14 protein-coding genes and 1 pseudogene are annotated in these 14,349 nt (G+C 70.5%); 5 read left to right on the top strand and 10 right to left on the bottom strand.

Going from position 1 to position 14,349, the window contains the following annotated elements:
- The first annotated feature begins 230 nt into the window (after positions 1-230).
- The gene (locus tag AQJ67_RS03705; protein WP_062716496.1) at positions 231-1,850 is read left to right on the top strand and encodes an ABC-F family ATP-binding cassette domain-containing protein; all 1,620 of its coding nucleotides are present in this window, start codon (positions 231-233) and stop codon (positions 1,848-1,850) included.
- 201 nt (positions 1,851-2,051) lie between these two features.
- Here AQJ67_RS03705 and AQJ67_RS03700 read toward each other — a convergent pair whose 3' ends face one another.
- On the bottom strand, positions 2,052-3,158 hold the full coding sequence (locus tag AQJ67_RS03700) for a baeRF2 domain-containing protein (protein ID WP_062716495.1): 1,107 nt from the start codon (positions 3,156-3,158) through the stop codon (positions 2,052-2,054).
- 62 nt (positions 3,159-3,220) lie between these two features.
- Here AQJ67_RS03700 and AQJ67_RS03695 point away from each other — a divergent pair, with 62 nt between their 5' ends.
- Positions 3,221-3,475, top strand: a complete 255-nt coding sequence (locus AQJ67_RS03695; RefSeq protein WP_062716494.1) for a DUF6158 family protein — start codon at positions 3,221-3,223, stop codon at positions 3,473-3,475.
- Positions 3,476-3,529: 54 nt separating this feature from the next.
- On the opposite strand, the gene AQJ67_RS03690 is transcribed toward AQJ67_RS03695, so the two are convergent.
- The 5 genes from AQJ67_RS03690 to AQJ67_RS03670 are packed head-to-tail and all read right to left on the bottom strand — an operon-like array spanning position 3,530 to position 7,650.
- Positions 3,530-5,623 (bottom strand): catalase, encoded by a 2,094-nt coding sequence (locus tag AQJ67_RS03690; RefSeq protein WP_062716493.1) that lies wholly within the window; start codon positions 5,621-5,623, stop codon positions 3,530-3,532.
- Positions 5,624-6,166, bottom strand: a complete 543-nt coding sequence (locus tag AQJ67_RS03685; protein WP_062716492.1) for a type 1 glutamine amidotransferase domain-containing protein — start codon at positions 6,164-6,166, stop codon at positions 5,624-5,626.
- A 6-nt stretch (positions 6,167-6,172) separates the two neighbouring features.
- Positions 6,173-6,835 carry a hypothetical protein gene (locus tag AQJ67_RS03680; RefSeq protein WP_062716491.1) on the bottom strand — a complete coding sequence of 221 codons (663 nt, stop codon included), beginning with the start codon at positions 6,833-6,835 and terminating at the stop codon, positions 6,173-6,175.
- Between the two features lie 4 nt (positions 6,836-6,839).
- Positions 6,840-7,259, bottom strand: a complete 420-nt coding sequence (locus tag AQJ67_RS03675) for a CBS domain-containing protein (protein WP_062716490.1) — start codon at positions 7,257-7,259, stop codon at positions 6,840-6,842.
- Positions 7,252-7,650, bottom strand: a complete 399-nt coding sequence (locus AQJ67_RS03670; protein ID WP_062716489.1) for a DUF2795 domain-containing protein — start codon at positions 7,648-7,650, stop codon at positions 7,252-7,254. Before AQJ67_RS03670 ends, AQJ67_RS03675 begins: the two co-directional genes overlap by 8 nt.
- Before the next feature lie 136 nt (positions 7,651-7,786).
- Between AQJ67_RS03670 and AQJ67_RS48125 the strand changes: the two genes are divergently transcribed.
- A complete protein-coding gene (locus tag AQJ67_RS48125; protein WP_167366186.1) occupies positions 7,787-7,957 on the top strand; it encodes a hypothetical protein in 171 nt (56 codons plus the stop codon).
- Between the two features lie 55 nt (positions 7,958-8,012).
- Here AQJ67_RS48125 and AQJ67_RS50605 read toward each other — a convergent pair.
- Positions 8,013-8,216: pseudogene (locus AQJ67_RS50605) on the bottom strand (AbgT family transporter); the annotation flags it as partial.
- A 35-nt stretch (positions 8,217-8,251) separates the two neighbouring features.
- Between AQJ67_RS50605 and AQJ67_RS48915 the strand changes: the two are divergent.
- On the top strand, positions 8,252-8,506 hold the full coding sequence (locus tag AQJ67_RS48915; protein WP_062716488.1) for a hypothetical protein: 255 nt from the start codon (positions 8,252-8,254) through the stop codon (positions 8,504-8,506).
- On the opposite strand, the gene AQJ67_RS03660 is transcribed toward AQJ67_RS48915, so the two are convergent.
- From AQJ67_RS03660 to AQJ67_RS03650, 3 genes are all read right to left on the bottom strand, one after another.
- Positions 8,481-10,538 (bottom strand): ATP-binding protein, encoded by a 2,058-nt coding sequence (locus tag AQJ67_RS03660; protein ID WP_062716487.1) that lies wholly within the window; start codon positions 10,536-10,538, stop codon positions 8,481-8,483. The genes AQJ67_RS48915 and AQJ67_RS03660 overlap by 26 nt on opposite strands.
- Positions 10,535-10,948 (bottom strand): tRNA-dependent cyclodipeptide synthase, encoded by a 414-nt coding sequence (locus tag AQJ67_RS03655; RefSeq protein WP_244190349.1) that lies wholly within the window; start codon positions 10,946-10,948, stop codon positions 10,535-10,537. Before AQJ67_RS03655 ends, AQJ67_RS03660 begins: the two co-directional genes overlap by 4 nt.
- 491 nt (positions 10,949-11,439) lie before the next feature.
- Positions 11,440-13,242 (bottom strand): thiamine pyrophosphate-requiring protein, encoded by a 1,803-nt coding sequence (locus AQJ67_RS03650; RefSeq protein WP_062716485.1) that lies wholly within the window; start codon positions 13,240-13,242, stop codon positions 11,440-11,442.
- Positions 13,243-13,491: 249 nt separating this feature from the next.
- On the opposite strand from AQJ67_RS03650, the gene AQJ67_RS03645 reads away from it, so the two are divergent.
- The gene (locus AQJ67_RS03645; RefSeq protein ID WP_062716484.1) at positions 13,492-14,280 is read left to right on the top strand and encodes an RNA polymerase sigma factor SigF; all 789 of its coding nucleotides are present in this window, start codon (positions 13,492-13,494) and stop codon (positions 14,278-14,280) included.
- The last annotated feature ends 69 nt before the right edge of the window (positions 14,281-14,349 follow it).

Raw genomic sequence — 14,349 nt, 5'->3', positions numbered from 1 at the left:
GCGGTACGACGCGGCGGTGTCTGAGGCCGCGGACAGGGCCGACGGGGCGGGTGGTGCACCCCGAGTAGGGTTTTCGCCCCCGCCGCCCCTACCCGTCCCGTCCCTGGGGGCTGCGCCCCCAGAACCCCGCTGTCGGCCCTTCGGGCCTCGTCCTCAAACGCCGGACGGGCTGAAAATGCCTGTGATAAGCGTTTGCCCGGTGACGGGCTGCGACCTCAGAATGCGGCCCTATGGGACATCTGGAAGCCGCGCATCTCGAGTACTACCTTCCCGACGGGAGGGCGCTGCTCGGCGATGTGTCGTTCCGGGTGGGGGAAGGGGCCGTCGTGGCGCTCGTCGGGCCCAACGGGGCCGGGAAGACGACCCTGCTGCGGCTGATCTCCGGGGAGCTGAAACCGCACGGGGGCAACGTCACCGTGAGCGGTGGACTCGGGGTGATGCGCCAGTTCGTGGGGTCCGTGCGGGACGAGACGACCGTACGCGATCTGCTGGTCTCGGTCGCGCCGCCCCGTATCCGGCAGGCCGCGCAGGCCGTGGACGTGGCCGAGCACGGCATCATGACCGTCGACGACGAGGCGGCCCAGCTGAAGTACGCGCAGGCGCTCTCCGACTGGGCCGAGGTGCGCGGGTACGAGGCCGAGACGCTGTGGGACATGTGCACCACGGCCGCGCTCGGGGTGCCGTACGAGAAGGCGCAGTGGCGGCAGGTGCGGACCCTGTCGGGCGGTGAGCAGAAGCGGCTGGTGCTGGAGGCGTTGCTGCGGGGCACCGACGAGGTACTGCTGCTCGACGAGCCGGACAACTACCTCGACGTGCCCGGCAAGCGGTGGCTGGAGGAGCGGCTGAAGGAGACCCGTAAGACGGTCCTCTTCGTCTCCCACGACCGTGAACTGCTCGCCCGCGCCGCCGAGAAGATCGTCTCCGTGGAACCCTCGCCCGCCGGTGCGGACGCCTGGGTGCACGGCGGCGGCTTCGCGACCTACCACGACGCGCGGCGTGAACGCTTCGCCCGTTTCGAGGAGTTGCGCAAGCGCTGGGACGAGAAGCACGCCCAGTTGAAGAAGCTGGTGCTGACGCTCCGTCAAGCGGCCGAGAACAGCGCCGATCTGGCCTCCCGGTACCGGGCCGCCCAGACCCGGCTGCGCAAGTTCGAGGAGGCGGGGCCGCCGCCGGAGCCGCCGCGTGAGCAGGACATCCGGATGCGGTTGAAGGGCGGGCGTACCGGGGTGCGGGCCGTCACCTGCGAAGGACTTGAGCTGACGGGTCTGATGAAGCCGTTCTCCCTGGAGGTCTTCTACGGCGAACGTGTCGCCGTCCTCGGCTCCAACGGTTCCGGCAAGTCGCACTTCCTGCGGTTGCTGGCCGGCGAGGACGTGGCGCACACGGGGGAGTGGAAGCTGGGGGCGCGGGTCGTGCCCGGGCACTTCGCTCAGACGCACGCGCATCCCGAGCTGATGGGGCGGACGCTGCTCGACATCCTGTGGAAGGAGCATGCCCAGGACCGGGGTGCGGCGATGTCCCGGCTGCGGCGCTACGAGCTCACCCACCAGGCCGAGCAGACCTTCGACCGGCTCTCCGGCGGGCAGCAGGCCCGCTTCCAGATCCTCCTGCTGGAACTGGAGGGCGTCACCGCGCTCCTCCTCGACGAGCCGACCGACAACCTCGACCTTGAGTCCGCGGAGGCCCTTCAAGAAGGGCTGGAGGCCTTCGAGGGGACGGTGCTGGCCGTCACGCACGACCGCTGGTTCGCGCGGTCCTTCGACCGGTATCTCGTCTTCGGCAGCGACGGGCGTGTCCGGGAGACGGCGGAGGCCGTGTGGGACGAACGGCGCGTGGAGCGAGCGCGCTAGCTTCTTCGCCCCCGCCGCCCCTACCCGTCCCATCCTTCTGGGGCTCCGCCCCAGACCCCGCTCCTCAAACGCCGGAGAGGCTAGATCTTTCAGCCCGTCCGGCGTTTGAGGACAAGGCCCGGAGGGCCGAGAGCGGGGGTCTGGGGGCGCAGCCCCCAGGGGTGGGACGGGTAGGGGCGGCGGGGGCGAAGGAGGCTTGGGTCAGGGCCAGCGTAGGAGGGCGCCCAGGCCGCCGGCGGGGGTCTGGTCCTCGGGGGCCGGGGTCACCGACAGCGCCCCCGCACCCGTGGCGACCGCGCACCGGATCAGGGCGTCGTCGGCGCGGGCCGGCCAGGAGTGCTGTTCGCCGAGGATCTTGAGGTCGGTACGCCGCACCGCCAGCTGGTCGGCATCCTCGCCGATCCACACCTCACGGTGCGCGTCAGGACCGTCCGGCCGGATCAGCAGCTCGTCGATCCGGTGCTCACGCGCCGCCTCGACCAGCGCGGGCACCCCCTCCACCGCCCCGGCACGCCCTTCGCCCCCAGGCTCCCGCGCCGCGAGGAACCGCTCCAGCTCCCGCACGGCCCGCTGCCGCACATGCTCCTCACGAGCCCGTTCGACGTCCTCGTCGAGCAGCCGGCTCCCCGTGCCGTGCGGGGCCTCGACGACGAGGTCATGCAGCCGCCGCGGCAGCCGGTCGTGCACCGAACGCCGCTCCCGGTCGTCACCCACGAGGATCAGCAGGTCGGCCCGCGTCTCCTCCTGGCAGACGGTGAGCGCGTCGGCGATCTCGGCCGCGTTGTGCTCCCAGGTGTTCTCCACCTTGAGCTGGAAGTGCCGCTCGGACCAGTCGACCGTGCTGGTCCGGTGGATCGGATGCTGCCGGCCGGTGACCGTACCGACGTCCTGCCGGCCCAGAGCGGTGCGCAGCTCGAAGGCGGCGCCCCGCCGGTCCACGTACACCACCACACACACCGGGTCCTCGCCCGCCAGCTCCAGCAGCGGAGCGGTGTGCGGCAGCGGGGCCCAGTGGGCGCTGTCGCGCAGCGGGGCGCGGGCCAGCGCCGGGTCGAGGACCACTTCACCCGCTCGGGCGAAGATCGCGCGGCCGTGCGGTTCGGACGAGTGTTCCAGTTCCTCCAGCGCGCCCCGCACGGCCCGGCAGGTCGCGTCGTCGGCGCCCTGCCCGGCCAGTTCCCGGGACAGGGCCCGAGCCGTCAGGTGCCGTTCGTGCGGGGTGTCCTCCGTGTGCCGGGAGGTGCCCACGTATACGGAGGCCCAAGGCCCGGGGTGTTCGTACAGTGGGTTCAGGAAGGCGAGATCCATGGTCTGTCTCTCCTGTACGCCGCTCGGGTGCTGTGTGCTCCCGGGGCGGGTACCCGGACCGCATGATTGAACACGACGAGCGGGGCACCACGATGACCGGAGTCGACCCCAGCCGGCTGGACGACCAGCAGCTCATGAAGGAGCTGGAGACCATCCACCGGACGCGTCACGACACGCTGCTGTACGGCTCGAACGGCGCGCTGCGGGCCCACAACGAACGCATGGCGCAGCTGGAGGGCGAGTACCTGCGCCGCAACCCGCGCCGCACGGTGGCCGCGGGCCGCACCCGTGACGGCGCCCGCGACCGCGGCGCGTGACGGGCGGGGCGTGCCCCGCACACCCCGCCCGCCACGCTTCACGGACTCGCGGACTCAGCTCCCCACCGGCGGACGCCCCCAGTGGCGGTGGGCCGACACCGCGGCCTTCAAGGCCTCCAGGAAGTCCGCGCTCGCCGGGCCCGGCGACGTGTCCGTCACCACGCCCTGGTCGGACACCGTGTGGTGGAACTCGGCGGACAGCCGTACGCCTTCCGGCTCAAGGGAGGCCAGGACGCCCACGCCGGAGCCGAGCGCGCCGACCGGCTTGCCGTGCCGGTAGGCGTCCCGCACGAAGCGCATCGCATCCTGGTCGGCGGCCGTGTGCGGGGTGCCGTGCGGTCCGCCGGGCAGCACCACGGCGTCGTACAGCACGGAGGCGACCGTCGGCAGAGCCCGGTCGACCTCGCACCGGTCACCGTGGGCACCGGCGACCGTGCCGTCCGTCGGCGCCAGCGCCTCGACGATCGCACCCTCGGCCGTGAGCGCCTCCCGCACCGAGTCGACCTGCGCGGTGTCGACGCCGTCCGTGACCAGGACCGCGATCTGCCGGGTGCGGATCGAACCGTCGCCGCGCAGTGACTCCAGGCTCAGCGCGGGGGAGGAGAGCTTGTCCGCCGCCTCCGTACCGGACGGCTCGGGCACCCCGATGCCGCGCGCCACCTGCGACGCCAGATCGCCGTTCACCTTGGCGAGATGCTCGACCGTGCGGGCCCGCACCTCCTTCGCGCCGACCTTGCCGAGCTCGAACCGGAACGCGGCGACGATGTGCTGCTTCTCCCAGTCCGCCATGCTGTTCCAGAACATCGCCGGCTGGCTGTAGTGGTCCTGGAAGCTCGGGCTGCGGCGGCGGATCTTGGCGCCGTCGACGCGTTCGGCGTAGTGCGTGTACGCGCTGCCGTCGACACCGGCGTGCGCGGGGCAGCCGCCGCCGAGGGAGTTCGGGAAGTAGTTCGTGCCCCGGTGGATCGCGCCCTGGTGGTAGCCGTCGCGCTGGTTCGTGCGGACGGGCGCCACCGGGCGGTTCACCGGCAGCTGCGCGAAGTTGGGGCCGCCCAGCCGGATCAACTGGGTGTCCAGGTAGGAGAAGTTGCGGGCCTGGAGCAGCGGGTCGTTGGTGAAGTCGATCCCGGGGACGACGTTCGCCGTGTGGAAGGCGACCTGTTCGGTCTCGGCGAAGAAATTCTCCGGGTTGCGGTCCAGCACCATCCGGCCGATCGGACGGACCGGCACCTGCTCCTCCGGGATGACCTTCGTGGCGTCTAGGAGGTCGAAGTCGAACGCGAACTCGTCCTCCTCCGCGACGAGTTGGACGCCGAGCTCCCACTCCGGGTACTCGCCCGCCTCGATCGCGTCCCACAGGTCACGCCGGTTGAAGTCCGGGTCCCGGCCCTGGCACTCCTGCGCCTCGTCCCACACCAGGGACTGCACACCCAGCCGCGGCTTCCAGTGGAACTTCACGAACGTGCCCTTCCCGTCCGCGTTCACGAACCGGAAGGTGTGCACGCCGAAGCCCTGCATCATGCGGTAGCTGCGCGGGATCGCCCGGTCCGACATCAGCCACATGATCGCGTGCAGCGTCTCCGGCTGAAGCGACACGAAGTCCCAGAGTGTGTCGTGGGCGGAGGCGCCGGTGGGGATGTCGTTGTGCGGCTCCGGCTTCACCGCGTGCACGAAGTCGGGGAACTTGATGCCGTCCTGGATGAAGAAGACCGGGAAGTTGTTCCCGACCAGGTCGTAGTTCCCCTCCGACGTGTAGAACTTGGTCGCGAAGCCGCGCACGTCCCGCACGGTGTCCGCCGAGCCCTTCGGCCCCTGCACGGTCGAGAACCGCACGAACACCGGGGTCCGCACCGACGGGTCCTGGAGGAACGCCGCGCGCGTGAACTCCGCGCACGATTCGTACGGTTCGAAGTAGCCGTACGCGCCCGCGCCCCGCGCGTGCACCACCCGCTCCGGGATCCGCTCGTGGTCGAAGTGGGTGAGCTTCTCCCGGAAGTGGAAGTCCTCCATCAGGGTCGGCCCGCGTTCCCCGGCGGCGAGCGAGTCGTCGGTGTGGTCGACCTCCACGCCCTGGTCGGTGGTGAGCGGCCCGCCCCTCGGATCGTCCGCGTGGAAGGTCTCCCGCTGCTCCTGCTTGCGGTCCCCCATTTACGACGCCTCCTTCGCGAACACTTCCAGGAACGTCCCGCAGAACGCCTTCAGATCGTCCGGCTTGCGGCTGGTGACCAGCTTGTTGGGGCCGTGGTCGCAGATCCGCACCTGCTCGTCCACCCAGGTGCCGCCCGCGTTGCGGATGTCCGTCCGCAGACTCGGCCAGGAGGTCAGCACCCTCCCGCGTACGACGTCCGCCTCCACCAGGGTCCAGGAGGCGTGGCAGATCGCGGCGACCGGCCGGCCCTGGTCGAAGAAGTCCCGTACGAAGCCGACGGCCTTGCTGTTCAGCCGCAGATAGTCCGGGTTGGCGACGCCGCCCGGCAGGACCAGCGCGTCGAAGGAGTCCGCGGACGTCTCGCCCACGACCTCCTGCACCGGGAACTTGTCCGCCTTGTCGAGATGGTGGAACGCCTGGATCGTGCCCGGCTTCGTCGACACCAGCACCGGCTCGTGCCCCGCGTCCACCACGGCCTGCCAGGGATCGGTGAGCTCGACCTGCTCGACGCCCTCGGGCGCGGTCAGAAATGCGATACGCATGATGTCTCAACGTCCTTCCGCGGCCCGGTAACGGGCCTCGTCACTCGTGATGCGCTTCTCGTCCCGCCGACGGGCCCGCCAACAGCGCCACAGCTCCTCGCCGTACGGCAGCAGCACACAGGCCCCGACGGCGACGCCGATGCCCGCGAGATAGCCACGCGACAGCGGCCGCCGGCGCGGCACGAGCCGCCACGCGTCGGGATCGCCCCGGCCGCCGCGCACCAGGGATTTCACCTGGTCGGCGTGCAGACACATCAGCGCGGAAAGCCCGCCGAACGGCAGCGACTCCAGGAAGCTGTGGATGTGCTGCTCGACCGGCTTGACCTGGCGGTCGCTGTCGACGGCCGTCCGTACGTCCCACAGCGCGGTCGCCTCGTGCGCAGCGGTCGCGCTCAGCTGCACGCTCAGCAGCAGCGGGTTGACCTCGTAGCGCAGGGTCAGCGCGATGGGGATGCCGACCTCGGTCATCATCAGGGAGTGGATGAGTGACTCCTTGACGCCCGCGGTCTCCTCGATCCTGGTCCGGCGGTGCATCCACCAGTCGGCGACGCCCGGCGCGAACCAGCTGGGCAGCAGCCCGTAGAGCAGATAGCGGACGGTGGCGTCGCCGACGTCGACGGTGACGCCGGAGGTGCTGATCTCGGCGGCCTGGCTCCGGCTGCGGCTCATCCGATCACTCGTCCGCAGCCGCGCGGCTGATCTCGGCCAGCGCCGAGTCGGGATCCTGGGTCTCGGCCAGATCCCCGAGGCTGATGACGCCGACCGGCAGCCCGTCCTCGACGACCGGCAGCCGCCGCACCGCGTGCTCACGCATCAGCGCGACCGCCACGGACACCCGCTCGCCCGGGTCGATCAGCACCGGGTCCCGGGTGCACACCGACCGGGCGCTCACCGTCAGCGGATCGGCGCCGTCCGCGACCGCCCGCACCGTGATGTCACGGTCGGTGAGAACGCCCACGACATCCTGCCCGTCGGCCACGACGACGTCCCCGATGCCCTGCGCCCGCATCAGCTGCGCGGCCTCGACGAGCGAGGCGTCCGGGCGGACCGCGACCACCCCCGGTGTCATCACGTCCCTCACGAAGTCAGCCATCCCTGGTGCTCCCCCGTTCCCCCGCCCCGGTCAGGGCCTCGGCCAGCTGCTGGACGTTGGCGTAGCGCGTCGAGCGCGGCAGCCGCTCCAGCGACTCGACCAGCGCGTCGGGCGCGTACCCGCGGCGCAGGGCGGTGGTCAGTTCCCGGGGGCTCGCCGGGAAGGCGCTACGGCCCAGGATCCTCGCCAGTTCGAGCCGGACCGTCGCCAGGGAGGCCGTACCTCCCGGCGTCACCGGCCCGCCCGCGACCTGCGGATCGTCGTCCGCGGTCGGCTCCGGGTCGTGCCACTCCTCCGTCCGGGTGGGGTGCCCGGACCGCAGCAGCCCCTGGAGTTCGTGCTTCATCTCGTCGTCACGGTGAACGCTCAGCCGGTCACTGCCTCGCTGCATGACTCCCTCCGATCTTCGGCGTGCGCACCGCGTACCCGTACATCCGGGGGCGACACGGGGTTTGCGCGGCGGAAGGAGGGAGACCCGGCCCTTCACCCCCCCCCACGCACGTTCTGCTCCGGGGAAGGACCAGGTCATGGCACTGCTCGCTGTGCTGCTCCCACTTCTGATGCTCGGCGCGGTGCTGGCACTGGGCCGTTACGAGGATTTGCTGCTGCCGAGGGAAACGGACGAGACGGACCGGCCGGAGGCCGCTCAGGCCATCCCGATGCCCGCGCCCGGCCCCAGCGGCAGGCCCAGCGCGTAGACATCAGGGTGCCCAGGCGGGCATCCGGTTCGTATCTGCGCATCCAGGCCAGGGACACGAACAGGTACGGGTTCAGCGGCGTGATCATCTGCGTGGCGGAGTCGGCGATGCGGAGCGCCGCCTGGGTCAGCGCGGGGGAGAGGCCGATCAGCTCGGGCAGGGCGCGGCCAGGGACGGTCGGACGGACGTACCGGATTTGGTCGGGCAGAGCCTGCAGGAGGCCCGGCGGATGGCGGACAACGTCGGGCTCACCGTTCACCGTCGACCAGCGGGAACCTTGCGCCGACCAGCCCGATGGCCACGTCTGCGAGCAGTCCCCGAAGGGACGGCGAACTCGCCAAGGGGAAGGCCGGCTCGGTCACCGTCTCCACGGGAGCACCGAAGCTCCGCACGACCGCCGCCGCGATCGACGTGTCAGGCAAACTCTCCGACGTGATGCCGCTGTTCATCGCCATCATCGCCATCATCGTCATCCTCGGCCTGAGCGGCGCCCGGGTGCGGGTGCCCGGACGCCGCTCACGGGTCATTCGCCGGGGCAGACCGCCCTGATCGCCTGCAGGGTCGAGATGTTGTTCCGCAGCCCGGCGCTGGCCGCCAGGGCGGCTACGACGTCAGGGTGAGGGGGGTACGTCACGTTCATCCGTTCGTCGTTCTCGCGCACATCAGCCGCCGTCTTGGCGTCGAGGTCGTCCGCCTGCTGGTTGAGTTTGGCTCGGATGTCCGTCTCGGACGCCTCCGTGGCAGCGGCCCTGAGCTCCGAGGTCAACCCGCGGGTTTTTTCCGCCAGTTCGTCGAACGTACGGGTCTGGTCGGTGTCGTAGGCCTCCAACGCCGCGTACGCCGGTTCGCAGCCGGCAGGCGTGTCGTTCGTGTTTGCCACCACGACCGCTGTGGTAGCCGCCACCACCACGGCACCGGCAGCCACGGTGGCGCCCGTTTTGGTGGAGACGGTGGCGAAGATCTTCCCGAAGAAACCGAGTGCCTTGCCGCTCTCGGCCGCGGCTGCCCCGAGCGCCGGGGCGAGCAGCATCGTGGCGGCCGCGGTGGTGCCCGCCTTGTCGCCGTAGAGGAGGTCGCGGGTCAGCTTCTCGGCCTGGTCGTAGAACTTGACGTCCTTGTTCAGACCGGCCCGCGCGGCCGCCAGTCGGCCCAGCATGTACAGCTGGAGCGCCAGTTGACCGAGCCCCTCGGTCAGGGCCCGGGGGCCCGCGACGCGGACGAATCGTGAGGCGAGCGCCCACTGCTCCTCGCGGACCAGTGCGCGGGCGACAGCCAGGAAGAGGTAAGCGTCCGGTTCAGGACCTGACGGCCCGTCCTGCTGCGCGAACGCCGCAAGCAGGCCCTCCGCCGCGGTGGTCGCCGAGGCCGCGGCCCACTTCTGGCTGTGCACGGCCGCGGCGGCGTCCTCGGTGATCCAGTACGTCCCGTCGAAGCGCTTGACCAAGCGCCGGTCGTACAACTCCGAGGCCGCGGCGCCGTCCTGTGGATAGCCGGTGACCGAGGCGATCCAAGCTGCAGGAAGCGCCGTGCCGAACGTCGCCAGTGCCAGCAGTACGCGACGCGCAGGTTCGCTCAGGGCGACGGCCAGCGCTTCCGCCTGGAGTCGTGGGCTCAGCAGCGCCGGATCGACCAGGGCTGGGTCGTCCCCCGGCTCGTCGGCCCCACGGACGCGCCGCTCCCACTGCTCGGAGGCCTTGATGAACTGGGCGTACTGGCAGATACGTTGAGGCGCGCCGCCCGACTCGTCCCACACGTGGTCGAACTGCAGATTCTGCAGCCCCGCCGGGCCGAGCGGGAGCCCCACTTCGGCGCTGAGCAGTTCGACGGCGGCGGTACGGGACAAGGGCCGCACGAGATGGGCCGCGTCGGTGTCAGGCAGCGTCGCGTAGGGGGACGTGAACAGGAACGTGCAGCCGCGGAAGGTCGCAAGGAGCCGCGTCAGATCGCTCTGCGGCAAGGCGCAGTCGATGACGGTGACGTGCGTTCCGGAGAAGTCCGCTGCGGCCACGGCCGCGTGCAGCTGCGTCTCGTCGATGGCCCGCAGAAAGTGCGTACCGAAGAACGCCCCGGCAAGCCGCCCGTACAACGCCTGGAGCGACTCCTCCTCGTCCACCCCGGTGCGGGGATACAGGACGTATCCACGACGCCCCTGGGCAGCGAGCTCCCGGTGCACGGCTGCGGCCACGGCCTTCTTCCCGACCCCCGGCTTCCCGTGCAGTTGCACGCTGCAACCGTCGCTGACCTGTGCGACCACGGCGTCCACCAGTGCGTCCCTGCCGAACAGCTTGGCCCGGGCAGCGGCCGACACCAGCGGTGGCTGATGGGGGGTGAGGTCGCGGAGGTTGGTGATCTCGACGAGGCCTTTTCCGTCGTAGATGACGTTGAGGCTGTGGGGGCCGGTGGAGACGATGCCCTTGACGTCGCCGATCACGACGACTTGTGCATGGTCAGGGTCGACCTTCGCCCGGCCGACGTCGGTTGTGAGGTCAGCGCTTGCGGCCGACCGCTCGGCGGCGTTGGGGTCGTGCGTCGGGTACGGGGGGATCACCGGCTTCTCCGGCACCTTGCTGTCGCCCGTCACTGGCGCTGGATGTTCATCGCACCGTCTCCGGTCGAGACGATTCCTGAGACGCTTCCGCTCACCGCGACACTTCTGGCTCCGCCGCTCTGAGCGTGTCCGGCAGCAGGGAGCAGTGCGGCGATCTCGTGGACGAGTGAGGGGTCGGCCGCGAGGGCTCGCCTGATCTGCAGCCGTAACGCAGCCAGCGCGTCAGGATCGTCGGGATCGGTGGCCAGGTCCGTCACGGCCCCGTCGATCGCGGCCGGATCGGCGGCGCGGCCCCGAATGTGGGCGAGCAGCCGCTGGCCGAGCCGCACGGTGGCTCCTGCTGCCTCGTCCTCGACCGGTCGCAGCACAGCAGCGCCGTACACGGCCACTGCCGCTCCCGCGGCCGGAACGATCTGACCGAGCATGACTTCGATGTTCGACACGTACACCCCCGTCTGAGGCGCGTTCAGTGAGTTCCAATTGCGCCTGCGCTGAGTGAAGTTGCCCTGCGGAATCAAGGGAGGTCACCAGTACAGCCTCTGCCGCGTCGTCCCGCCACTGAAACGCGCAACCGCAACGAAGCCACCACAACACCAGGAACGCACTTGGGAACGCGATGTGTGGATGGTGTGCTCAAAGCTTGTATGGCGAGGGTTGCCGGCGCGGAACGGCATCAGGTCGGGCCTGAGGACGGTCTGGGCGGCGCGCCGCGTGTCCCGCCTCCAGCGGCTTTTGCCACCGCTTCAACGGGATCGAGCCGCAGGAGCCGGTCCGACACATCCAGGGGCCCCGCCTTCCCCCCCCGGCGCCCCGGCCCTTTGTTCGTATTTGACCTGCTCTTGCAGTAGCGCTCACTCCAGTTGGAGCGAGCGCTACATCAATGGTCGCCCGCGGCGGAGGACAACCACACAGGGACTTCAGCGCTGGCTCAGGCTCAGCCGCCCTTCTTGTCCCGCCCCGGCAGGAACTCCTGCATCTTCGCCTTGAACCCCTGCCTGACCATCGAACCGCGATCCGCGTCCCCCTTCAGGATCGACGAGGCCGTGGCCTCCATCTGGTCCCAGGTGGCATGTGGCGGGATCGGCGGTACGGCGGGGTCGGTGAGGAACTCGATCACAGCCGGGCCGTCCGCCTCCAGGCCCGCGCGCCAGCCCGCCTCGACGTCCTCGGGCTTCTCGACGCGGATGCCGGTCAGACCGAGGGAGCGGGCGAACGCGGCGTACTGCACGTCCGGGAGCTCCTGGGACGGCAGGAACGACGGCGCGCCCTCCATGGCGCGCATCTCCCAGGTGACCTGGTTGAGGTCATGGTTGTTCCACACGGCCACGACCAGCCGCGGGTCCTCCCACAGGTCCTTGTACTTCGCCGCGGTGATCAGCTCGGCCAGGCCGTTCATCTGCATCGCGCCGTCGCCGACCAGCGCGATGGCCGGGCGGTCCGGATGGGCGAACTTGGCGCCGATCGCGTACGGCACGCCGCAGCCCATCGTCGCCAGCGTCCCGGACAACGACGAGCGCATGCCGGGCCGCATCGTCAGATGCCGGGCGTACCAGTTCGCCGCCGAGCCCGAGTCGGAGGACACGATCGCGTTCTCGGGGAGCAGCGGGTCCAGGCAGCGGGCGACGTACTCCGGGTTGATGGGGTCGGCCGACAGCTCCGCCCGCCGCTCCATGACCTCACGCCAGCGCGTCACGTTGTCGCACACCGTGTCGTACCACTCGCGGCCGCGCTCCTCGGACCTGATCAGCGGGATGAGCCGCTCCAGCGTCGCCTTCGCGTCACCGACGAGATTCACCTCGTACGGATAGCGCATCCCGACCATGTGCGGATCGATGTCGATCTGCACGCCCCGCGCCTTGTCGAAGTCCGGCAGGAACTGCGTGTACGGGAAGGACGATCCGATGGTCAGCAGCGTGTCGCAGTCCCGCATCAGCTCGTACGACGGACGCGTGCCCAGCAGCCCGATCGAGCCGGTGACATACGGCAGTTCGTCGCTCAGGGCGTCCTTGCCGAGCAGCGCCTTGGCCACCCCGGCGCCCAGCAGGCCGGCGATCCGCTCCACCTCGTCCCGCGCACCGGACGCGCCCTGGCCGACCAGGATCGCCACCTTGTCACCGGAGTTGAGGATCTCCGCCGCCCGCTGGACCGAGTCGTCCGAGGGGATCGCCGTCCAACTGCTGCGGTCCAGGCTGGAGGGCACCATCTTGAACTCGTGGGTGGGCGGCGAGTATTCGAGCTCCTGGACGTCGCCCGGGATGATGATCGCCGTCGGCGCGCGGCGCGCGTACGCGGTGCGGATCGCCCGGTCCAGGACGTTCGGCAGCTGCTCGGGGACCGTCACCGTCTCCACGAAGTCCGAGGCGACGTCCTTGAACAGCGTGTGCAGGTCGACCTCCTGCTGGTACGAGCCGCCCATCGCGGTGCGGTGCGTCTGGCCGACGATCGCCAGCACGGGGACATGGTCGAGCTTGGCGTCGTACAGACCGTTCAGCAGATGGATCGCGCCCGGCCCGGACGTCGCCGCGCACACCCCGAGACGGCCGCTGAACTTGGCGTAACCGACGGCCTGGAACGCGGACATCTCCTCGTGCCGGGACTGGATGAAACGAGGCTGGTTGTCGGCACGGCCCCAGGCGGCGAGCAGGCCGTTGATGCCGTCGCCGGGATAGCCGAAGACGTGCTCCACACCCCACTCGCGCAGGCGCTGCAGGACATGGTCGGCGACCTTGGTGCTCATGTGCGGGACCTCCTGGGCTCCGGGAAGACTGCGCGGCACCACTCCGAGTGACCCTGCGGGCCGGTGGAAAACCTGTACCGGTGTTTGCGGACGAGGCGCGGGGGCAGGCGAAGAAACAGTGCTTCGGACAGGAGGCACGTCCGTGGGAGCGGGAATCCCCCGCCACGGGTGTGTCCCGCTCCGGTGCGCGCCCGCACTCCCATGGTGACCGTCCAAGCCAGAGCACAACCAAGGGAGTTGCGACGCACGATGCCCACTTCAGTGAGCGCGAAGCACCACCCGCACGACGACGCCCCCGACACCGCGGAGGACTTCCGCAGGCTCGCCACGCTGCCCGAGGGCCAGCAGCGCGACACCATCCGCGAGAGGATCGTCGAGGCCTGGCTGCCCATGGCCGACCGCCTCGCCGGACGGTTCCGCAGCCGTGGCGAGAGCTTCGACGACCTGCGGCAGGTCGCCGCCCTCGGACTGGTCAAGGCCGTCGACCGCTACGACCCCGAACGCGGCAACGCCTTCGAGAGCTACGCCGTGCCCACCATCACCGGCGAGATCAAGCGGCACTTCCGCGACCACATGTGGACGCTGCACGTGCCGCGCCGGGTGCAGGACCTGCGCAACCGGGTCCGGTTCGCCGTGCAGGACCTGCAGACCGTCTCCGGCCGGCGGCCCACCGTCGCCGAGATCGCCGCGCACGCGGACATGAGCGAGGCCGACGTCAAGGTCGGCCTTGAGGCGCTGGAGAGCTTCACCGCGCTGTCGCTGGACGCGGAGTTGCCCGGCAGTGACGACGGGTACTCGCTGAGCGACGCGCTGGGCTCCGCCGACCCCGCGCTGGACACGGTCGTGGACCGTGAGGCGGTCGCGCCCCGGCTGGCCGCGCTGCCCGAGCGTGAGCGGGCGATTCTGTACATGCGGTTCTTCGGGGACATGACGCAGAGCCGGATCGCGGAGCAGTTGGGGATCTCGCAGATGCATGTGTCCCGGCTGATCAGCCGGTGCTGCAGCCGGGTGCGGGAGCAGGTTCTCGATGCCGGGTAGCGCCGTGGGGGGTGCCGGTTGTCTGCGGGGTGCGGGCCATATGTGGCTTGTCGCGCAGTTCCCCGCGCC

The sequence above is a fragment of the Streptomyces caeruleatus genome (assembly GCF_001514235.1).
Classification (GTDB): Bacteria; Actinomycetota; Actinomycetes; order Streptomycetales; family Streptomycetaceae; genus Streptomyces; species Streptomyces caeruleatus.
This window is presented reverse-complemented; position numbering and strand designations above follow the sequence as displayed.

Bases quoted from the DNA above. Each gene is read 5' to 3' on its own strand.
- AQJ67_RS03705 (WP_062716496.1), top strand. From the start codon at position 231: ATGGGACATCTGGAAGCCGCGCATCTCGAGTACTACCTTCCCGACGGG.
- AQJ67_RS03670 (WP_062716489.1), bottom strand. From the start codon at position 7,650: ATGCAGCGAGGCAGTGACCGGCTGAGCGTTCACCGTGACGACGAGATG.
- AQJ67_RS03690 (WP_062716493.1), bottom strand. From the start codon at position 5,623: ATGGGGGACCGCAAGCAGGAGCAGCGGGAGACCTTCCACGCGGACGAT.
- AQJ67_RS03650 (WP_062716485.1), bottom strand. From the start codon at position 13,242: ATGAGCACCAAGGTCGCCGACCATGTCCTGCAGCGCCTGCGCGAGTGG.
- AQJ67_RS03685 (WP_062716492.1), bottom strand. From the start codon at position 6,166: ATGCGTATCGCATTTCTGACCGCGCCCGAGGGCGTCGAGCAGGTCGAG.
- AQJ67_RS03645 (WP_062716484.1), top strand. From the start codon at position 13,492: ATGCCCACTTCAGTGAGCGCGAAGCACCACCCGCACGACGACGCCCCC.
- AQJ67_RS03695 (WP_062716494.1), top strand. From the start codon at position 3,221: ATGATTGAACACGACGAGCGGGGCACCACGATGACCGGAGTCGACCCC.
- AQJ67_RS48125 (WP_167366186.1), top strand. From the start codon at position 7,787: ATGGCACTGCTCGCTGTGCTGCTCCCACTTCTGATGCTCGGCGCGGTG.
- AQJ67_RS03680 (WP_062716491.1), bottom strand. From the start codon at position 6,835: ATGAGCCGCAGCCGGAGCCAGGCCGCCGAGATCAGCACCTCCGGCGTC.
- AQJ67_RS03675 (WP_062716490.1), bottom strand. From the start codon at position 7,259: ATGGCTGACTTCGTGAGGGACGTGATGACACCGGGGGTGGTCGCGGTC.
- AQJ67_RS48915 (WP_062716488.1), top strand. From the start codon at position 8,252: ATGGCCACGTCTGCGAGCAGTCCCCGAAGGGACGGCGAACTCGCCAAG.
- AQJ67_RS03700 (WP_062716495.1), bottom strand. From the start codon at position 3,158: ATGGATCTCGCCTTCCTGAACCCACTGTACGAACACCCCGGGCCTTGG.